Source organism: Aquamicrobium terrae (assembly GCF_052978165.1).
The window spans coordinates 220,991-240,975 of the sequence record NZ_JBRKLZ010000003.1 but is presented as its reverse complement, the minus strand read 5'-3'; the positions used below and the strand labels follow the sequence as shown (position 1 = coordinate 240,975).

21 protein-coding genes are annotated in these 19,985 nt (G+C 61.6%); 10 read left to right on the top strand and 11 right to left on the bottom strand.

All coding sequences use genetic code 11. From position 1 onward, the window contains the following. Window positions 1-177: 177 nt before the first annotated feature. Window positions 178-1,659, bottom strand: coding sequence for a lipopolysaccharide biosynthesis protein (locus ACVCNR_RS24245; protein ID WP_447076839.1), 1,482 nt, complete (start codon window positions 1,657-1,659; stop codon window positions 178-180). Between the two features lie 117 nt (window positions 1,660-1,776). Between ACVCNR_RS24245 and ACVCNR_RS24240 the strand changes: the two genes are divergently transcribed. Beyond that, window positions 1,777-2,736 (top strand): glycosyltransferase family 2 protein, encoded by a 960-nt coding sequence (locus tag ACVCNR_RS24240; RefSeq protein WP_447076838.1) that lies wholly within the window; start codon window positions 1,777-1,779, stop codon window positions 2,734-2,736. Between the two features lie 10 nt (window positions 2,737-2,746). After that, entirely contained in the window at window positions 2,747-3,691 is a 945-nt protein-coding gene (locus tag ACVCNR_RS24235; RefSeq protein ID WP_447076837.1) for a polysaccharide pyruvyl transferase family protein, read from the top strand. Here the strand turns inward: ACVCNR_RS24235 and ACVCNR_RS24230 are convergent. Then, complete coding sequence (locus ACVCNR_RS24230) at window positions 3,682-4,689, bottom strand: glycosyltransferase family 2 protein (protein ID WP_447076836.1); 1,008 nt, start codon at window positions 4,687-4,689, stop codon at window positions 3,682-3,684. The genes ACVCNR_RS24235 and ACVCNR_RS24230 overlap by 10 nt on opposite strands. Before the next feature lie 157 nt (window positions 4,690-4,846). After that, entirely contained in the window at window positions 4,847-5,143 is a 297-nt protein-coding gene (locus ACVCNR_RS24225) for an exopolysaccharide production repressor protein (RefSeq protein ID WP_354197798.1), read from the bottom strand. Window positions 5,144-5,754: 611 nt separating this feature from the next. On the opposite strand from ACVCNR_RS24225, the gene ACVCNR_RS24220 reads away from it, so the two are divergent. From ACVCNR_RS24220 to ACVCNR_RS24205, 4 genes are read left to right on the top strand one after another with little or no spacing between them, the layout of a single operon-like run. Next, window positions 5,755-6,432 carry a sugar transferase gene (locus ACVCNR_RS24220; RefSeq protein WP_354197865.1) on the top strand — a complete coding sequence of 226 codons (678 nt, stop codon included), beginning with the start codon at window positions 5,755-5,757 and terminating at the stop codon, window positions 6,430-6,432. 49 nt (window positions 6,433-6,481) lie between these two features. Next, the gene (locus ACVCNR_RS24215; RefSeq protein WP_447076835.1) at window positions 6,482-7,759 is read left to right on the top strand and encodes a polysaccharide biosynthesis/export family protein; all 1,278 of its coding nucleotides are present in this window, start codon (window positions 6,482-6,484) and stop codon (window positions 7,757-7,759) included. A 43-nt stretch (window positions 7,760-7,802) separates the two neighbouring features. Continuing rightward, window positions 7,803-9,071 carry an O-antigen ligase family protein gene (locus ACVCNR_RS24210; protein WP_447076834.1) on the top strand — a complete coding sequence of 423 codons (1,269 nt, stop codon included), beginning with the start codon at window positions 7,803-7,805 and terminating at the stop codon, window positions 9,069-9,071. Next, window positions 9,068-10,123: an acyltransferase family protein gene (locus ACVCNR_RS24205; protein WP_447076833.1), complete on the top strand. Its 1,056-nt coding sequence runs from the start codon at window positions 9,068-9,070 to the stop codon at window positions 10,121-10,123. Before ACVCNR_RS24210 ends, ACVCNR_RS24205 begins: the two co-directional genes overlap by 4 nt. A 13-nt stretch (window positions 10,124-10,136) precedes the next feature. On the opposite strand, the gene ACVCNR_RS24200 is transcribed toward ACVCNR_RS24205, so the two are convergent. After that, a complete protein-coding gene (locus ACVCNR_RS24200; protein WP_354197790.1) occupies window positions 10,137-10,607 on the bottom strand; it encodes a MarR family winged helix-turn-helix transcriptional regulator in 471 nt (156 codons plus the stop codon). A gap of 64 nt (window positions 10,608-10,671) precedes the next feature. On the opposite strand from ACVCNR_RS24200, the gene ACVCNR_RS24195 reads away from it, so the two are divergent. The 4 genes from ACVCNR_RS24195 (at window position 10,672) to ACVCNR_RS24180 (ending at window position 13,585) form a co-directional block, all read left to right on the top strand. Beyond that, entirely contained in the window at window positions 10,672-11,148 is a 477-nt protein-coding gene (locus ACVCNR_RS24195) for a carboxymuconolactone decarboxylase family protein (RefSeq protein WP_447076832.1), read from the top strand. Continuing rightward, window positions 11,148-11,573: a GNAT family N-acetyltransferase gene (locus ACVCNR_RS24190; RefSeq protein WP_354197786.1), complete on the top strand. Its 426-nt coding sequence runs from the start codon at window positions 11,148-11,150 to the stop codon at window positions 11,571-11,573. The genes ACVCNR_RS24195 and ACVCNR_RS24190 overlap by 1 nt, the downstream gene beginning before the upstream one ends. A 6-nt stretch (window positions 11,574-11,579) precedes the next feature. After that, window positions 11,580-12,215, top strand: a complete 636-nt coding sequence (locus tag ACVCNR_RS24185; RefSeq protein ID WP_447076831.1) for an FMN-dependent NADH-azoreductase — start codon at window positions 11,580-11,582, stop codon at window positions 12,213-12,215. Window positions 12,216-12,664: 449 nt separating this feature from the next. Beyond that, window positions 12,665-13,585, top strand: coding sequence for a LysR family transcriptional regulator (locus ACVCNR_RS24180; RefSeq protein ID WP_354197782.1), 921 nt, complete (start codon window positions 12,665-12,667; stop codon window positions 13,583-13,585). 58 nt (window positions 13,586-13,643) lie between these two features. On the opposite strand, the gene ACVCNR_RS24175 is transcribed toward ACVCNR_RS24180, so the two are convergent. The 7 genes from ACVCNR_RS24175 to ACVCNR_RS24145 form a co-directional block, all read right to left on the bottom strand. Continuing rightward, window positions 13,644-14,309, bottom strand: a complete 666-nt coding sequence (locus ACVCNR_RS24175) for an RraA family protein (RefSeq protein WP_447076830.1) — start codon at window positions 14,307-14,309, stop codon at window positions 13,644-13,646. A 10-nt stretch (window positions 14,310-14,319) separates the two neighbouring features. Next, complete coding sequence (locus ACVCNR_RS24170) at window positions 14,320-15,144, bottom strand: carbon-nitrogen hydrolase family protein (protein ID WP_447076829.1); 825 nt, start codon at window positions 15,142-15,144, stop codon at window positions 14,320-14,322. A gap of 23 nt (window positions 15,145-15,167) precedes the next feature. Beyond that, complete coding sequence (locus ACVCNR_RS24165; RefSeq protein WP_447076828.1) at window positions 15,168-15,902, bottom strand: HpcH/HpaI aldolase family protein; 735 nt, start codon at window positions 15,900-15,902, stop codon at window positions 15,168-15,170. Window positions 15,903-15,943: 41 nt separating this feature from the next. Further along, a complete protein-coding gene (locus tag ACVCNR_RS24160; protein ID WP_447076827.1) occupies window positions 15,944-16,735 on the bottom strand; it encodes an ABC transporter permease in 792 nt (263 codons plus the stop codon). An 8-nt stretch (window positions 16,736-16,743) separates the two neighbouring features. Continuing rightward, window positions 16,744-17,607: an ABC transporter permease gene (locus ACVCNR_RS24155; protein WP_447076826.1), complete on the bottom strand. Its 864-nt coding sequence runs from the start codon at window positions 17,605-17,607 to the stop codon at window positions 16,744-16,746. Beyond that, complete coding sequence (locus ACVCNR_RS24150) at window positions 17,604-18,728, bottom strand: ABC transporter ATP-binding protein (protein ID WP_447076825.1); 1,125 nt, start codon at window positions 18,726-18,728, stop codon at window positions 17,604-17,606. Before ACVCNR_RS24150 ends, ACVCNR_RS24155 begins: the two co-directional genes overlap by 4 nt. A gap of 67 nt (window positions 18,729-18,795) precedes the next feature. After that, window positions 18,796-19,851: an extracellular solute-binding protein gene (locus ACVCNR_RS24145; protein ID WP_447076824.1), complete on the bottom strand. Its 1,056-nt coding sequence runs from the start codon at window positions 19,849-19,851 to the stop codon at window positions 18,796-18,798. Between the last annotated feature and the right edge of the window lie 134 nt (window positions 19,852-19,985).

The following is a 19,985-nucleotide window of genomic DNA, read 5'->3' as shown; positions in this document are numbered from 1 at the left end:
GGATGGCAATATGGCGCGTCCCCACATTTCGGAGAGCCGGCCGGTAACTTTTTATGAGCGCGGGTTAAGCCGCCGAGACGGAAAACCGGACCGGCACCGGCCGCAGGAGTACGTTTCCAAGGCGGGTAGCCACCTGACGTCCCTTCACCGCCGGTAACGAAACCTGCATACCCACATTCAGGCCGCCCGCATTTTGCGCTGCCGCACGAGTTCGAGCAGTTTCCTCAACAGGCCGCGCTCCATCAGGAAAAGAAGCAAGCCATACAGGACGGCGCCCGCCGCGATGCCAACCATCACCTGCGATGCCGCATTCCACCACAGGCCACCCGGCAGGTCGTCCTTCATCCGGTCCAGCAGCCACCGTACCGCCACGGCCATGATGAGCGAGGCGACCATCGGGCGGGTGGTGGTGTAGAAGCCGGACAGGAAAGGAACATTGCTGGTTCGGAACACCGCCCAGGAGTAGAAAATCAGGGTGATGCCGTTGGCGACGCACAGCCAGACCATGGCTGTGAAAAGGCCGCCGGTCACGGCGCCATAGCTGACAAGGCCGTAGACGAGCCCGGCGCGCAACATGGCGACCCACCACAAGACATCGGATCGGCCCGCCCCCTTGAGGAAGGGAATGTAGGTGCTGCAAGGCGACATGATCCCCTTGGAAACGGCGAGCAGGCCGAGCACCGGCCAGGCATGCGCCCATTGCGGGCCGAAGATCAGGTACATGCCCGGCTCCGCCACCGCCCACAGGCCGAACATCATCGGCGCCAGCGCCACCGTCGAGACCTGCGTGCTGAGCATCAGCGCATCGGTGCGCCGACGCGTATCGTCGCCCATATGGCTGAAAGCCGGAAACAGCACTCCCATGAGGCCGGCCAGCAGCACCTGATTCGGAATGCTGGAAAAGCGGTTGGCTGCCGAATAGGCGCCCGCATCGGCAAGGCCCAGATAGCGCGACACCACCACCAGAGGTGACTGGAAGGTGATGAAATTGAAGAATTCGGAGCCCATGATGCCAAGGCTGTAGCGGGTCAGCGCGCCGACCCGGGCCAGCGAGAGCATGAATTTCGGCCGGTAGGCCGTAGCATGGAAGAGGCCACCAAGGCGCACGATCGCGGCCACGAAAAGCTGTGCCACCAGCGCCCAGACGCCAAAGCCCGCCAGCGCCAGTGCGACGGCGACCACCGCGCCGAGCGATTCGGAAATCACGCTCCAGGCGGCGTCCTTGCGGAAGGCCATGCGCCGCGCCAGTAGGGAATAGGCGACATCGCCGCTCAGTTGCAGCGGCACCAGCAGCGCCATGACCCGCAGCAGATAGGCCGCATCCTCCGCGCCCAGCCAGCGGGCGAAGGGCGCGGCCCATATATAGATGCAGGCCGACATCGCCAGCGCCAGCACGAGATTGACCCAGAACACCGAGTGCAGCGTCTCCTCGTCCTCCTCGCGTTCGAGTACCAGGGAGGCCGAAAGGCCGGCGCTGCCGATCATGGCCAGGAACATCACCACGGTCTGGGCGACGGCCACCGTGCCGAACTCTTCCGGGGAGAGGAGACGCGCCAGGATCGGCACGGTGACAAATTTCAGCCCGAATATGCTGGTCTTGGAAAGCACGCTCCAGCCAACACTGTTCGTCACGGTCTTCAAATTGATGGTCGTCGACATGGGCGAGCGCCGTTCCTTCTTGGGCGGACCCACGTTCGTCAGCGAGCCCTGCGGGGGGCATCGACCGGAATGCATCGGGCCCGTGGTGGCCCCCTAGACTCCTGAAGGCGCGAAAAAATGACGAAGTGCACAGTTATCATCCCCTACTACCAGCGAGAGCCCGGAATCCTGGGGCGGGCGTTGCGTTCCGTATTCGCGCAGACCCATGCCGATTTCGACGTGATCGTCGTCGACGACACCTCACCTTTGCCGGCCGAAACCGAGCTACGGGAGTTCCAGCTGGAAGAACGGGCGCGGATTACCGTTATAAAACAACCGAATGCGGGACCGGGTGGGGCGCGCAACATGGGGCTCGACCATGTGCCTGCCGACAGCGCCTGCGTTGCCTTCCTCGATTCCGACGATGAGTGGGCGCCGAAGCATCTGGGGACGGCGGTGGCTGCGCTGTCACTTTTTGATGCCGACTGTTACTGGGCCTCGATCGGGGGCGGCGAGGAATTCTACTACCATTTCGGCGTGGCCGACCTGGCAGGCGCCGCACAGATGACACGGCTGAGCGACGATCCGCCCATTGTCGAGATTGCCGACCTTGCCGGCACCATGCTGAAGAACTGGAGCTTCCTGCATCTGTCCTGCATGGTCCTCGGCCAGACCCTGGCCCGCAACATCCGCTTCGACGCAGCGCTGAGACTGGCGGCGGAGGACGTGTTGTTCTTCTACGATTGCGTGCGCAATGCGCGTCGTTGCGTGCTTTGCGAATCCATCGGCGCCACGCGCGGGGAAGGCATCAACATCTTCCACGGAATGGACAGCGATTCGCCGCAGTTCCTCAGGCAGCAGTTCAACACCTGGGTGGCGCTCGACCATCTGGAGAACCGGTTCGTCCATCGCCCCGAGGACCGGGCCTCGATCGAGGTCTACAAGCAGACCGCGCGCAATCAGGCGCTGTGGGGGCAGGCGCGTCTGGTCAAGACGCGCAAGGCCCCGCAATTGAAGCAGCTCGCACAATGGGCCTGGCGCGATCCGAAAATCCTGCGCAGCGCCCTGGCTCTCGCCGTCGGCAAGATTGCCCGATAGGAGGTCGAGAATGCAGCCCTTCTACTGGGAATCCGCCCATGGCAATTTCGGCGACGACCTCAACCTGTGGCTCTGGGATTTCCTCCTGCCCGGCCTGCGCGATATCCATCCCGAAACGCTGCTCGTGGGGGTAGGCACTGTCCTGAACCGGAAGCTATTGCCCGCAGGCGTGAAGAAACTCGTCATCGGCAGCGGCTTCGGCTACGGCGAAGCTCCCGACCTTTCCGATGCCGGCGAATGGGACATACGCGCGGTGCGCGGTCCGCTGACGGCGCGCACGCTCGGCCTCGACGAAGGGCTCGGCCTTGTCGATCCTGCCGTGCTGGTGGCGGACATGCCCGAATTCCGGAACCTGCAAAAGAGTGGCGGAACGATCTTCGTGCCACATTGGGAATCCACGGTCGGCGGCATCTGGCCGCTGGTGTGCCACGAGGCAGGGCTTGGCTATGTCGATCCCTGCGGAGAGGCAAGGGACGTCATCCGCAAGATCGCGCAGGCCGATCTGGTGATCGCCGAATCGATGCATGCCGCCATACTGGCCGACGCCTTCCGCGTGCCCTGGGTGGCGGTGACGACCTCGCAGAGCATCAACAGTTTCAAATGGTGCGACTGGGCGGCCTCGCTCGAGGTGCGCTACGAACCCCGGCGCATTCCCCTCTCCTCGCGCGCCGAGGCAGTCACCAAGGGCGCCCCCTTCTGGGGCATGAACTTTGCGCAGCGGGAGCACCCGGCCAACGGAGGACGCGCGCCGGACGCGGAGATGCTGGTCGCGACCCATCCGGAATCCGGATCACCGTTGCGCGCGGCAGCCAAGAAGATCCTTGCCCTGCCCGCCATCCTGGCGCTGCGCAAGGCGCGCATGGCCGCACCGCAACTCAGCACAGATGCCGTATTGGCCGGGAAGAAGGAACGGCTGGGGGCGGTGATCGAAACCGTACGTCGCGACTATTTCTGAGTGGCGATACGGGCCGCAAGCAGATAGCGCGGCGGGGCAGGCTCCTTTGAGCTTTGGCTATGGCGGCTCCGCCGCAGAGCTTCCAGCTTGTCGGCGGCGACGCCACGGATGATGGCCGGCAGTGCCGAGGGCCGTGCCAGCGCCTCAAATCCGGCGGGGATCAGGCCGCGCGTGCCCTTTCGGTCGAGGAAATGGCGCAATTCGAAGCGGCCGCGCACATGGCGTTCATGGCGAAGAAGCGCTCCTCTCGCCTCCGGCGTCAGATCGAAAGAGGCGAGCATGGCGCGATCGGCCTCGTAGAGCCGCTTCAGGTCCTCGGTGCGATGGCGGCCGCTCAGCGAATCGGCGCGCACCACGGCGCCGTAGCCGCAATCGTGCACGATCTTGTAGCGCGCGCCCTTCAACAAGGCCCGCGTGTAGAGATCGTAATCCTCGCCAAGGCGCAGGCTCTCGTCATAGCGCAGGGCGTGGCGATCGAGAAAGGCGCGCCGCATCACCGGTTTCAGAAAACCGATCTCGCCGCGCGAGGCACCGCGCCGGGAAATGTTGCCGTCGATGAAACCGACCGCGTCGAGAAAACACGGCGCCGTCTCGAAGCGGGGCACCGCCAACTGCCGGTCGACCATGCTGCGCTCATCGATGAAGACGATATTGTCGGCGACGAAGTCCCAGTCTTCGCCATCGAGCATTCTGTCGAAACGGCCCGGCAGGAAGAAGTCATCGGCGTCGAGGATCGCCAGAAGCGGGGCCCTGGACATCGCGATGGCGCGGTTGCGGGCATGGGCGGGCCCTCGATTGCTGTCCAGCCTCACGATGGCAAGGCGGCCGCTGCCGTCATCTGCCGCAAGCGCCCTTTCGGCGGTGGCATCGTCGGAGCCATCATCCACGACGACGACCTCGCTGACGCGCGCCTCCCGCAGCGCCGAAGCGACTGCACGCGCGATCGTCTCCTGGGCGTTCTTGGCCGCGATGATGACGCAGACGGTCGGGAATGCCATGCCGGTTTCCGCTTGAGTGCTTCCATGCGCCCGGCATGGAAATCTGTCGTTTCAGGACATGCGGCCGCAATGGGCCGACGACGTAGGCCACGCCTTATCCAGCATCACAAGGCAATTTGATGACCGCCAAGCGAAACACGCCCGGCGAAACGCCCGATCAGTGCAGCGAGGAACCCCTGGTGTTTCGCAGCGATGCGGCCTTGGCTTCGAGCTTGCCCTTCTTGGCCACCGGAGCACCGGCACCGCTTTCCGAGGGATCGCCGCCGCGTTCGCCCGGCGCACCGGATCGCCAGACCATGAACAGGATTGCCACGAAATAGCCAATCTGGATCAGCACCGCGCAAATGACAGTGCTGAGAAAGGTCGTCCATAATGATTGGGTGATCGCGTAGTTCACTATGGCAAACATGCCAAGGGCGATGAGGAAGCCGCGAAGGAACAGAGGAAAGGACATCTTATCCTTTCACACGCCGCGTGGCTGCAACACTCTCATGCAAAACCTTACTCCCGCCATTGCGAACGTGGATGAACGACTTTCACCGGCACATCCAAATCCTCGAAATGCAAAGCTTGAATGCCTCCATTTCGTGATCGCTCGCACACCCGTAAATATAGGCGTTTTGGCAAGTCTCCGCAACACGAGTCCTGACTGCCGACTCTTTGCATCTTGATCTGGAACCAGCGGAAATTGAGCTTTCCGGAAGGCAAAAAGGCGTCACCGGCGACGCCACCCCGGAAAGCAGATGCGCCCTTTCAGAAGCAAGAAAGGCGCCTTCACCTCGAAGTAACTCAAATCACAATGATACTCTCTTATACACTTAAATAAATTATTGTTTTAAAATGATAATTATCACAAATACAATTAATATATCATTAATTATTACACTAATGAAACTAATGTACACCTGAAGCCGAGCGAACTGTTTCACTCGGTTACAAAACATGACTGACACACCCCTTTGGTGGCCGATTTTTGGCACAGAGCTGACCTATGCAGCGGCCCTTACCCTTCGCGTGCTGCAGCGCAGCATAAGTTTTCCGCTATTCAAACGGAGCAACAGGAACATGAGAGAAGCTGCCAGATTGGCCAACAGATTCTCATCCCGATCGCAAATCTGCGACCAGCAAACCCCTGGCGGCCCGTTCAAGCGCGGGTTTGACGTAATCGGAGCCATGGCGGCACTTGTGGTCTTGAGTCCCCTGCTCGCGATGCTGGCGGGGCTGATCAAGTTCGCCGACGGCGGCAGCGTGGTTTATGGCCATCGCCGAATCGGCCGCGGCGGCAAGGTCTTTCGATGCTGGAAGTTCCGGACCATGGTGGAGAATGGCGACGAAGTCCTAAACGCCTATCTGGCAGCCAACCCACAGGCTCGCGAGGAATGGGAGGCGGCCCGCAAGTTGCAGGACGATCCGCGCGTGACCCGCGTGGGCGCCGTGTTGCGCAAATTCTCGCTGGATGAGCTGCCGCAGATCCTCAACATCCTGCGCGGCGAAATGAGCTTCGTCGGCCCCCGCCCCGTGGTGAAGGACGAGCTTGAGCTTTATGGCAATGCCGCACCCTACTATCTCAGCGCCCGTCCCGGCCTGACCGGACTGTGGCAGGTCAGCGGCCGCAGCGATGTCTCCTATGGCGCGCGCGTCGCCTTCGACCGCCACTATGTTGAGAACTGGTCGTTCACCTCCGATGTGAAGATCCTCATCCGCACCGTGCCCGCGGTGTTCTCTTCGCGCGGAAGCTATTGATAGCGCCGCCTCTAAAGCCGCCCGGGTACAGGATTTGAAAGCTTTTCACATGCATGTCGCTTCTTCCTTCCTCCGTGCATTCGCCGCCACGGTTTTCGTCCTGCTGGCGACGCTTGCCGGAGCGAGCGCGCAAACGGACGGCGATTATCTGCTGGACACCATGGACCGGCTGCATATCCGCATCGCCGAATGGCAAAGCGCGGAAGGCGCGCTGCGCGACTGGTCGACGCTGAACGGCGAATATACGGTCGGGCCGTCGGGCGCTGTTTCGATGCCTTTCGTCGGCCAGCTTCCGGCGCGCGGCAAGACGGTCGGCGAACTGGCCACCGCCATCGGCGATCAGCTCCAGCAGCGGCTCGGCCTCTCCGACAGGCCGGAGGCCTCGGTGGAGATCGCCGAGTTCCGGCCGATCTTCATCGCCGGCGACGTGCAGACGCCGGGCAAATACCCCTATGGCCCGCAACTCACCGTGCTGAAGGCCCTCAGCCTGGCAGGGGGGCTGCGCCGCAGCGATGCCGGCGGCTTGGGTGGGGCCCGCGATTTCCTCAATGCACAGGGCAATCACGGCGTGCTGATCGCGCAGCGCAACGGCCTGCTCGCCAGACGGGCGAGATTGATCGCCGAAGCGGAAGGAAAGGACGAGATCGACTTCCCCGACGAGCTTCGCAAGAGCGAGGCCGGCCGCAAGCTGATCAATGACGAGACCGCGCTCAAGGCTGCACGGGAAAGGCGGCTGCGGCTGCAGCTCGCCGGCCATGACGACCTGAAGAAGCTGCTGAGTTCCGAAATCGAGTCCCTCCAGCAGAAGATCGCCACCCAGAACCGCCAGCTCGAATTGTTGCGCACGGAGTTGAAGAGCATTGGCAATCTCCAGGAGAAGGGCCTGGTGGTGAACCAACGCATTCTCTCGCTGGAACAGAGCAATGCGGAACTGGAGGGCAAGATCCTCGATATGGAAACGGCAAGCCTGCGCGCCAAGCAGGACATCGCCAAGACGACGCAGGACGAGACCAGCCTCCAGAACGAGCGGGCGACGGAAATCGCGCGCGACCGTCAGCAGACCGAGGCCGACCTGCAAGAGCTCGACATGAAGATGCAGATGTATTCGGGCCTGATGATGGAGGCGCTGGAGCGGGCGCCCGCCGCTGCCGCCAACGCGCAGGACGGGGCCGAACCTATGGTGCGCTTCCGCATCACCCGCACCGATGCGGACGGCCAGTCTGTCGAAACCGAGGCGAAGGAAAACACGGCCGTCCTGCCGGGTGACGTGGTGAAGGTGGAGGTCGCCGTGCCGCAGCCGGAGAGGCCGGCCGCCGATTCGAACTGAGGTCAATCCACGCAGCCGTCCGCGACTGCGGGAAAGCGATGCCATGAAGATCCCGAAGGCCCTTCTGGTCGACCCTGAACGCAATGGCTTGTACGGCGCCCTTGCCGTGGCCTTGTCGATCTTCGTCTTCGCCTATTCCACCCGCTTCGGTCAGGTCTCCATTCTCGCCTATTACGCCTGCTGGCTGCCGCTGCTGCTCGTAGATCGAAGGCTGATCCTGGATCATTATTGGCGTTTCGGCTGGATCGCGGCCTTCGCACTTCTGGCCTGCCTCTCCACATTCTGGTCGGCGGCACCGGCAGTCAGCGCACGGGCCGGCCTGCAACTGCTTTCGCATGTGATCTGCGCCCTCATCGCCGCGCGCACGGTCAGCGTCAACACCTTGTGCCGGGGAGCTGTCATCGGCATCGGCGTCGTTCTGGCGTTTTCCTTCGTCTTCGGGCAATACAATTACGATCCGCTCGACGGCACCTACAGTTTCGTCGGCGCCTTCTCATCCAAGAACCAGATCGGACTGTTCGCCTCGCTCGGCATCTATTTCGCCTTTTCCTGCCTCTTCATCCTGCGTGAGCACATGGTCTGGCGGCTTCTGGCGCTGGGTTGCGGCCTCGTTTCAGCTATTGCCCTCGTCAAGGCCCAGTCGGCGACATCGGTCCTTGCCATCCTCGTCACGCTGGCCGTTCTGATCGCGCTGAAGGTCGCCTTGCGGTTTGCCCCCGCCACCCGCAAGGGCGCCATGGCGGCCGCCGTCATGATCGCAGTGGGCGCGGCCTTCGCCGCTGCCAATCTGGGCGCCATGGATGTCGTTCTCGGCGCCTTCGGAAAGGACTCGACGCTGACCGGCCGTACCTATCTGTGGTCGGAGGGACTGGCCGCCGCCGCCAATGCTCCCATTTTCGGCGTCGGCTATCAGGCCTATTGGGTGCAGGGATTTTCCGAGGCCGAGCGGCTGTGGGCCGAATTCTATATCGGCTCACGCAGCGGCTTCCATTTCCACAACACCTATATTGCAGCGGCAGTCGAGCTCGGCCTCGTCGGCCTTCTGCTCATCGCCTTCCTGATAGTGCGCACATCGCTGGGATTGCTGTCGCGTCTCGTCGGCTCACGCCGTGATCCGGCCGCCGTCGTCGCCTTCGGCATCGCCTGGATGTTCCTCATTCGCTCCTTCGTCGAAGTCGACGTGATCAACCCCTATGTCGTAGGCTCCTTCCTGCTCTGCTACGCCGCCGGTTTCCTGACCGCTCCGCAGCGCGAAGGTGATGCCGCCCGCGCCGCCACCCCCATCCCTCTGCTCCGGCACGGCGCTATATGAGCCGTCTTCTCGGCATACAGTATTTGCGGGCCGCAGCGGCGCTGGGCGTGGTCATCTTCCATGCGGCCGAACGGGCCGGCGGCCATTTCGTCATCGGCGCGGCCGGCGTCGATGTGTTCTTCGTCATCAGCGGCTTCATCATGTGGGTTCTCGCCGAGATGCGGCAGCCTGCGCCCGCGACCTTCCTGCGCGACCGCATCGAACGCATCGTCCCGCTCTACTGGATCGTCACCGCCGTCATGGTGGCAGGGGCGCTGGCCGGGCTGTTTCCCAGCATCCGGCTCACCGTCGGGCACATCATCGGCTCCCTGATGTTCGTGCCGCACATATCACCCAGCAACGGCCAGATCTGGCCCCTGCTCGTGCAAGGCTGGACGCTGAACTACGAGCTGTTCTTCTACGCCGTGTTTTCAGCCGTGCTGATGCTTGCCGCCAGCAAGCGGCTTCCCGCCATCGCGGCCATATTTGCCGCTCTGGTCATCGCCGGGCTGCTCCTGCAGCCGCAAGCTCCTGTGTTCAAGACCTATACAAGCCCGCTGCTGCTTGAATTCCTGATGGGAATCTGCGTCGGCAAATTGTGGCTGGAGCGCCGGATGCCGTCCGCCCGGACAGGGCTGGCCCTCATGATCGTCGCGCTTGCGGGCTTTGCCTTCGTCGCCATCACTTACATCGGCTTCAACGCGTTCATCCTCGGGCCGCTGGCGTCTCTCCTTCTCATTGGCGTCCTTGCCGTCGAGGCCAGCGGGCATATGCCCCGGTCGAATACAGCCGCTTATCTCGGCGATGCCTCCTATTCGATCTATCTCTGGCACACGATGGCGATTTCAGTGGTCGCGAAATTCGGCATGCTGCTTTCCCTGCCGCCCTTGACAGTGTTCGCCATTGCCACCCTATCCGGCACAGCAATAGGGATGGTCGCCTATGAAGTGCTGGAAAAACCCATCACGGCCTTTCTGAAAAAGCGGCGTCGCAGGCAGCGACAGACAATCCCGGTTCTCGGCGACCCCGACCGTTCCAGGATGCACACCAACAAGGCAGCCAAAACCTCATAGTCCGGCATTGGCTCTAGCTGCCCGTCGTTCCCGTGGCGATCGCGACCAGCCATCGCCGGATGACTTTCTCCTCGTCCGGAGTAAGGTTCTCCACCAACGCTTCTTCCAGCTTGTAGACCTGTGTGCGGGCCGCCTTGAGCAGATCGGCGCCCTTGTCGGTCGGAAACAGCGACTTGATGCGGCCGTGAATTTCGTGCGGCTGACGGGCAATCAGCCCGGCACGCTCGAGATTTCCGATGATCACGCTGACCGTCTGCGGGGTGAGCAACGCCAGACGCGCAACGTCCGCGTTGGAAATCCCTGGATAGGCCGACAGCATCGTCAAAACCGAAAATTGCGGAGCGGTGATGCCGAATTCCGCCAGGACCTGTTCCATGCGATGCCGATGGATACCCGTCGCCTGCCGCAACAGATAGCCGATACGCCCCGCTTCCCCCCGCTTGCCGGCGCCGGGAGCAGGTATCGGGGTTTGCGTCTTGCCCATTGTCAGAACTCTGATATATTATTCGTGCACTGATATTATCAGGCATGCTTCAACAGGGATAGAGATGAACCATAACGACGAGCGAGTCAGCTACCCAGCCTTCATGGAGAAGGCCCCGGCAGCCTATGCCGGGCTGGTCAGCCTCGTGAAAGCAATCCATGAATCCGGACTGGAGCCGGAGTTGATCGAACTGGTGGAAATTCGCGCCTCCCAGATAAACGGATGTGCCTTTTGCCTTCAGTACCATTTGTCGCTGGCAAGGAAGGTTCCCGTCTCCCAACAGAAACTCGACCTGCTTGCCGTCTGGCGCGAGGCCGGGATTTTCACCGCCCGGGAGAGCGCCGCACTCGCCTGGACGGAAGCCCTGACGAACATCGGCAGTGCCCACCCTTCGGACGAGACGTGGCTGGCGCTGAAGGACAAATTCACCGAGCAGGAGATCATTCTCCTCACGGTGGCCGTCGGCACGATCAACCAGTGGAACCGGATAGCCGGCGGCCTCCGCTTCAGCCCGATGATTGGGCCGGAGACAAAGCGATAATGGAACTCAGATCCGTCGAAACGTCAGGCGACCTGCACGCCTGTTTCGAACTGATGCGGGAGCTGCGGCCTCATTTGAAGACGTTTGAGGAATTCGCCGAACGGTGGTCCCGCCAACGCTTGTCCGGCTATCGGCTTGTGGCGCTGATGGATGGCGAATGTGCCGTTGCGCTGGCAGGTTTCCGGGTGCAGGAAAACCTTGTCCATGGCCGTCATCTCTATGTTGACGATCTTGTCACACGCGGTTCCGCGCGTGGAAATGGTTATGGCAAGGTGGTCATGGATGAGCTCAAGGCCGAAGCGCGGCGCTTGAATTGTTCAAAACTCGCGCTCGATACCCCAAGCACGAATTTCCGTGGCCATCGATTCTATTATCGCGAGGGGCTGGCCGCGACCGCCTTCCGGTTTGCAATGGATATAGGCTGACAGCATATGAACCAAACGCTTCTGCATCTTACCGTCAGCCCCCGCAAAACGGAGTCCTACAGCCGCCGTTATGGCCAGGAACTCGTACAAAGCCTTTGTCACGCCAATCCCGGTCTCCAGCCGACGATCAGAGACCTGACCTCTCCCGTTCTCCCACTGCCTGACGAGGGCTTTGTCGAAGCCAGCCTGAAGCCTGCCGACCAGCACACCGAAAAGGACAAGAGCGCTCTGGCGCTATCGGAGCAACTTATTGCGGAGCTGAGTGCTGCGAGCAGCGTCGTCATCGATACGCCAATGCACAATTTCACCGTTCCCGCCTCGTTAAAGGCATGGGTCGATTACATTGTGAGGCCGAACCGGACGTTCAAAAACACGGGAAGCGGCAAGGTAGGGCTTCTGTCCAATCGCCCTGTATTCCTCATTGTCGCCTGCGGCGGGCCGGTATCGGAAGCAGCCGGTGCACAGACCGATCATCTGACGCCTTACTTGCGATACGTTTTCCAGACCATCGGCATCACGGACTTTCGGTCGAAAACACTCGACAGGATGCGTCGTGACCCGCAAAGGGTAAAGCAAGCGGACCTGGAAGCCTTGCAATGGACCCGTCAACACCGGTTGCTGTCCAACCAAGTCGCCGGATGACGCTCGCCGCTATCGTCGTGATACTTCCGTGGTCAACGGTCCAGATCTGACCGCCAGGCAGCAAGGCGTTCCTGCATCACTTGCCGAGAGCGAACCCGCGCTTGTCGATGCCTCTTGCTCGGCAACAGGCAGCCGCGGCGCCGGGGTCTGCTCAACCCCGCCTTGCGGGCGCGCCTTATTTGTCCAGCGCTTCGGGAAACGTCGTATCGATTTCTGCAACTTGTCAGATTTAGTGGAGGGGCTTGCGGTCGGCCTTCTGTCCTATCCGCCGATCAGATTGCGCAGGCAAGCCAGCTCATCTATGAAGAAAAGGAGCTGGCCCAGGTCACTCGGCCCCCTAGGGATGCATCGCGCGCCCCTGTAGGGCAACAGGAGCACAGGGAGCAACCACAGTGCTCGGCGCAAAGATCGGGGCTCGGTTCAAAGCGGCTGTGGCTACGGAATCGCGTATGAATATCAGGTTCATAGAGACTGTAGTCTGCCTCGCCCAGTTGCGGAGCTTTCGTGCGACGGCCGAACAGATGGGCATCACGCCGGCTGCAATTTCGAGCCGGATACTCGCGATCGAGAACGAATTCGGCATCCGGCTTTTCGACCGCGATTCCAAAGAAGTTCGTATCACGCCCGATGGTGAGGAGTTCCTGTCGGGCGCGTTGAAGATAGTTGGAGACTATCGCTCACTGGTACAGACCTTGGCAAAGACCGGTGGCACGCAAGGACGCATCAGCCTCGGAGTGGTGCCGACTGTCGCACCAAGCCTGCTGCCCAGGATCATAGGCAGGCTTAAAACAGATTATCCCCGGCTGATTGTCTCGGTCGTGACCGATAGCGGGCGGCGTCTGCTTGAAATGCTCGATAATTCCGACCTGGACCTCATCCTGAGCGTCCGCAATGACGGAAGCCCTGGCAGGCGGGAAGCTCCCCTTTGGACATTGGGCATGTACTGGGTTGCCCAGACCGGCATTTTTCCTTCGGGTGCAAAACTCGGTATTCAGGACCTCATATCCCAGCCCATCATTTCCTATGAGAAGAGCTCATTGAATGGGCAAAGAATTCTCGATTATCTCGGTGCGGCGTCACAAGAAGAATACGTCATACACTATTCCAATTCGCTGGCGACCACCATCAATCTGGTCGAGGCGGGGGTCGGCATTTCGGTACTGCCGCTCATTGCCGTGCAGGAACAACTTCGCGACGGCACGCTCACGGCGCTAGATGTACAGCCGCGCTTTCCATCTACGGATTACTATATCCTCTGGTTGCAGGCATCCAACTCGCAGATGCACAGGCTTGTCGCTGAAGTGGCCTGCAATACGGCAAAGGAGATCGCGAGCGAATATTCCCGCGACCTTGTCATTCTCCCCGAATAGCACCGCAGGGAAACCGGGCGCCCAGACAGCAGAGCCGAGCGTCCACCTATCCCGTGGTTCAGCCGATCTTGGCGAGAACTTTGGCCGAAGCTCCGGACATCTCGCCCAGTTTCACCTCGCCACGGCGGACACGAGCCTCACGTTCCTTTCCCGCGACCTGCATCCCGAGCGCCTTCTCCGCAACTGCCCTGACCTCGCCACGCGGAATGACGAGCACGCCGCTTTCGTCGGCGAGGATGGCATCGCCCGGCATGACCACAGCCCCACCGCAGGATACCGGAATGTTCATCCCGCCGCCCAGATCGTAAAGCCGGGTGGTGATCGGAGCCAGTCCACGCGCCCACATGGGAAAGTCGCTGTCCTGGATCTCGGTCAGGTCGGTGCAGGGACCGTCAACGATGCCCGCAACCGCGCCGGACGCCTTGGCCGCAACGGTAACGCCACCGCCCCAGCAGGCATACTTGTCGTCACCCAGACGATCGACGACAAGAATGTCGCCCGGTCGCAGCATGCCGGTCGCATGATGCAGCAGGGTGGAATCCGAGCCCGAGATCGCAAGCGTCACCGCCGTCCCAACCACCCGGCGGCCCGGCAGCAGGGGCTGGATCGCGCGGTCCATGAAGCCCAGAAGCCTCCAGTGTCCGACCGTCGCGGTCTCGACACCGGAAAGCAGTTCCAGATCCTCTGCGGGAACCTGGGCGGGCATGTTCTTGATGGTATACATCGTGCCTCCGTTAGTTGCAGGCCAGGCGGCGGTGCTGGGTCATGGGGATGAGATTGCGGACGCGCTTGATCTGCGCGGGATCGATGCGGGCAGTGACGAAGCCCTCTCCGTCCGAGGCGCGTGCGATGACGTGTCCCCACGGATCGACGACCAGCGAATGTCCGTAGCAGGCCTTCGGAACGCCATCGACGATGTTCGTGCCGGTTTGCCCGCAAGCAACGAAGTAGGTCTGGGTTTCGACGGCTCGGGAGCGGGCCAGCAATTCCCAGTGGTCCTTGCCGGTCTGGAGGGTGAAGGCGGCGGGCAGCACGATGATGTCGCATCCGGCACGCTCGAGTTGCAGGAACAGCTCGAAGAAGCGGATGTCGTAGCAGATGGCGCAACCGACCTTCATGCCGTCGATGTCATAGGTAACGATCTCGTCGCCGGGCTTTACGCTGTCGGACTCGCGAAAGACCATGCCGTCCGGCGTCTCGATATCGAACATATGGATCTTACGGTAGGCCGCGACTTCTGTGCCGTCGCGGTCGAATACGAACGAGGTGTTGTAGATCCGGTTTTCCCCCTCCACCCGCTCCATTATGGTGCCGGCATGAACATAAACGCCGTGCTTGCGGGCGAAATTCTGGGCCATGGCATAAGCTTCGCCGCCGGGCGCCGGCTGGGCCGCAGCCAGCTTTTCGGAGACGCCCGTTCCGTACAGTTCGAAATATTCGGTCAGCACGATCAGGTCGGGGGAATCGGTTTTCACCGCCTCCTCCATCATGGCCTCCACGCGCGCCAGATTGGCGGCACGGTCCGGTCTGGCATGGTTCTGGATCATCGAGATTTTCATGGCACTTCCTTTTGTGAACGTGTTCAGGCCACGACGCTTTCGCGGCGCAGGACATCGACCGTGGACTGGATGCCGCCGCGCAACACCATATTTTGGGTGGCGATCACCAGCAGTTCAGCACCTTCCTCAAGGGCGAACTGCCGCTCGGCCGGTGTCCATGCGGGCATGATCCAGGTCTTGCCGGCCTCGCGGGCAGCACGGGCGATGCGGGTCAGGTCGGCGCGGTCGGCGTCGTTGAAGGCATAGGCGCCGCGACCGCAGGCCAGCGCCAGATCCGATGGGCCGGGAAACAGGCCGTCAACCGTGTCCAGCGCAATGATCTTTTCGACATCCGCGAGACTCTCGGCGGTTTCGATCATCGCGTAGCACTTGGTGCGGCGGTTCTCGTCCTCAAAGGCCGTGGTGGAAGGGCGGGCATAATCGAAGACCCGCCCGCCCGTATAGGAGCGCACACCGAGTGGTGGGTACTTCGCCGCCTTGGTGATCTCCGCGGCATGGGCCACATCGCGGATGTGGGGAATGACGACTCCCAGCGCGCCGAAATCCAGAACTTGCTGGATGGATTCCACGTTCGGTGCGATCACCTTGCAGATCGCGGGAATGTCCAGCGCCTTCGCCAGCGCCAGGAACTGGTCCAGCGTGGCAAGGTCAAAGGTGCCGTGCTCCAGCTCGACCACCAGTTTCTGAAAACCGCACAGCTTCGCCATTTCCAGAAAACTGAAATGAGGCTGCGACATCCAAAGTGCGATATTTTCCATGATAGAAGGAATGTTCCTTGTTGCGAGATGAGATCAGGGCGTCACTTGCCCATGGCCCTCGAGAAGCCCAGCGTGCGCTCGAGCACGACGATGACCAGCAGGGTGGCCAGGATGAGCGCGACGGAAACCGCGGCGGTCATCGGATCGGTCCGGCTTTCGACATAATCGAAAATCTCGACCGGAAGCGTGCGGACATTCGGCCCTGTGACGAACAGCGAGATGACCACCTCGTCGAAGGACATCAGGAACGACAGGGCAGCCGATGCTATGAACCCGGGCATCATCAGCGGCAGGGTAATGCGGCGGAAAACGGTGAAGGGCGATGCACCGAGCATTGTCGCGGCTTCCTCCACGAAAGGCGGCAGGGTGGAGAACGCCGTGGCCATGATGCGGATCACATAGGGCGTGGTCACGATCAGATGCGCGATCACCAGCCCCGTATAGGACCCCAGCAGCCGCATCTGCACGAACACCAGCAGGATTGCCAGGCCAAGCACGATGGAAGGCAGCAAAAGCGGCGCCGTGAACAGGTTCATCAGGAACTCGCGCCCGGGGAACTGGAAGCGTTTCAGCGCGTATGCCGCTGGCACGCCGATCAGAAGGCTCAGGATGGTCACGACCGTGCCCAGCCATAGGCTGACCTTCAGTGCCTGCATCAGCCCTTCGTGCTGGAACATGGCGCGATACCAGCGAATTCCCCAGCTTTCGGGCGGAAACACCAGGAAGCTGTCCGCGCTGAACGACAAGGGAATGACGACCAGAACAGGCGCCAAAAGAAAGATATAGAGCAGGAACACCACGACCTTGAGCGGCAGGGACATTTGTCCGATCATCTTTGGCCTCACTCGTAGCGTTGCGACTGGCGCGAATAGAGCGCGAGAGCCAGGCCGAAGATGACCAGAACGATGACCGAGGTCGCTGCCGCCTTGGTCCATTCGAGTTGCACGACTGCCTGATCGTAGATTTCGGTGGCAAGCAGGAAGACCCGCCCGCCGCCAAGAAGCTTGGGCGTGATGAACGAGCTGATGGAGAGCACGAAGCAGAGCAGGCACCCCAGCAGCACGCCCGGCATGGTCAATGGCAGGATGATCCTGCGAAAGCGCACAACGGCGTTTGCACCGAGGGTCGCGGCCGCTTCTTCATAGACTGCATCCAGCCTGCCGAAGCCGGCGATAAGCGCCAGAGCCATGTAAGGGATCAGGATTTCGATCATGCCGACATAGACGCCAAGCGCGTTGTTCATCAGCCGTATGGGAGATTCGACAACGCCTGCCTGCATCAGGAGCCCGTTGATCAGCCCCTGGTTTCCGAGGATGACCATCCAGCCATAGGTTCGCACCACGCTGGAGACCAGCAGCGGAGAAACCGTGATCACGAACAGGATATTCCGCCAGCGCGGGTTCACACGGTGCAGGAACAGCGCGATCGGGTAGGCGGCGATCAGCGTGCCGATGGTCACGATGAAGGACATGACCAGCGAGTTCCAGATGAGTTGGTAGCTGAAATAGTCGGTGAAGAAGTTGATGTAGTTGTCGAAGGTGAAGACATTGGTCAGGATGCCGCCCGACTGGCTTTCCAGCAGCGAGATCATGCCCAGCCGCGCCATCGGCAGGATGAACGCGAGCAGGTTCACCGCCGCCATCGGCAGCAACAGCGCCAGGATCAGCCAGCGCGTCGACCTCGGGGCAAAGCCGTCGGCGCTCATGATTCATCCCCATAGACGAACATGTCGGCGGGCGCCCATTCGCACATCAGCATCTCGCCCTCGACATGGCGGGGCCCGGAACTGAGCGTATGGTGCTCGACTTTGAGCTCCTGGCCACCGATATCGAGGTCGTACTGGATCAGGTCGCCGATATAGGTCACGCGCAGCAACCGCCCGCGCACGGCGTTCGTATGGTTGGAGACGATGCCCCGGTCGCGGTCCGGCGTCAGCGCGATGCGGTGGGGCCGGACGGTTGCGGTCACATCGCCCGAGATGCGGCCTTGCGTATCGGCCGAGAAGGTTTCCGAACCTATCTCGATCCTGTTGCGGCCGGTGACCCGGGCGCGGAACTTGTTGGTGCGGCCGACGAATTCCGCCACGAACAACGAATTGGGACGCTCGTAGATATCTTCGGGCGAGCCGAGTTGCGCCAGCTTGCCGCCGTGCATGACGCCCACCAGATCGCACATCGTCAGCGCCTCGACCTGATCGTGCGTCACGAAAAGCGTGGTGATCTTCAGGCGCTTCTGGATTTCGCGGATTTCGACGCGCATCTCATCGCGCAGCTTCGCGTCGAGGTTGGAGAGCGGCTCATCCAGAAGCAGGATCCTCGGGCGTATCACCAGCGCCCGCGCCAGCGAAACACGCTGCTGCTGGCCGCCGGACAGTTCGCGCGGCCTGCGCGAACCCAGGCCCGGCAGGCGCACCATTTCCAGCGCCTCCTCGATCTGTCCCTTGGCATCGCGGCGTGAAATCCCGCGCATTTCCAGACCGAAGGCCACGTTCTCGGCGACCGTCATGTGCGGAAACAACGCATAGCTCTGGAAGACCAGGCCCATATCCCGCCGGTGGGGCGGCTCTTGCGACACGTCCCGCCCGCCGACACGAATATGTCCGGAAGTATTCTGGACGAGGCCCGCGATCATGCGCAACGTAGTGGTCTTGCCGCAGCCGGATGGTCCCAGCAGGCCGAGCAGCTTGCCTTCCGGCAGATCGACATCCAAGGCATCGACCGCCTTGTAGCCGTTCGGATACACCTTGCTGACCGAGGTGAGGCTGAGAAAGGCGGGATCGGCTTCTGCCACGGCAGAAGAAATCCCCTTTGCTGGAGATTGGGTCATGCGCTGTCCTGACTTTTGGCGATCAGAGAGCCACCTGCACCTGGGCGCAGTGGCTCGGTGAGGATGTTCAGCGACCGGCGGGAATGATCTCGCGCCGCCAGCCGGTCAGGAAGGTTTCGCGCAGGTCGCCGATAGCCATCCAGTCGACATCGATCAGATTTGCGCGCTTTTCCGGGTCCGTAAACGGGATGCGGGCCGAGGTTTCCGGGTCCAGCTCGGTTTTGGAATTGGTCGGAGCATAGAACATCGCCTTGGCGAAGTTGGCCTGCGCTTCGGGGCTGATCGCATAGTTGATGAAGGTTTGCGTTGCGTCCGAATCCGGCGACTTGGCGATCTGGCTGATGACGTTGATCTGCGCGGCGGTGCCTTCCTTGGGAGCGACGGAGGCGACCCGCCCGCCGGTCGAATCGAAGAAGAACTGCGCGCGTGCATTGTAGCCGATCGAGATGTTGGCCGTGCCGTCCGCCACGAGCGTATAGGCATCGGGCTTGGGCTCCCAAGTCTGCACCAGCGGAGCAACCTCGATCAGCTTGTCGATGCCGGGACGAATATCCTTCTTGTAGTCCTCCTCGCCGGCCATGCGGTTCGCCACGATGGTCAGCAGGATGGCTTGGATATCGCCGCCGCCTTGTGCCGGCAGGATGACCATGCCGTCGTTCTTCTTGTTCCACAATTCCTCCCAGGAATCCGGGGGCGTGGGATAGACACTGGTGTTGTAGACCAGGCTAAGCGTGTCGAAGGTCAGCGGGATCGCCTTGCCGCCCAGATCCTTGCCGATGTCGTAGAGGTCGGCATAGTTCGGCAGCTTGTCCAGGTGAATATCCTCGACCAGCCCCTCTTCCGAAGCGATCTTGGCCACAGACAGATCGTAGATGACGGCATTGACGGCGGGGGCGTCTTTCTGCGCGCGCATATTGCCCAGCGAGGTCGCCGCGTTCTGAACGCCGAAATACTTGACCTTGATATCAGGATGAGCAGCTTCGAACGGCTGGATCACCGCCTTGACGTAGTTCTCCTCAAACGCGCCACGATAGCCCATCACCGTTATCTCTTGCGCAATGGCGATCGTGGCGAATGCCGAACCCAGAGCCGTTGCGATCAGATAGCAGGACAGTTTCTTCATTTTTGAGTTCCCCTATTGGACTGGAGCAAGCTTGAGCGGGGCGTGGCATCAAGTCCAACGGGAAAATTGTGACGACCGACAAGAAAAGCTTTACGGGTCGGGGCCGGCTGGCCTCGCGCGACCCCTGTGAGGGC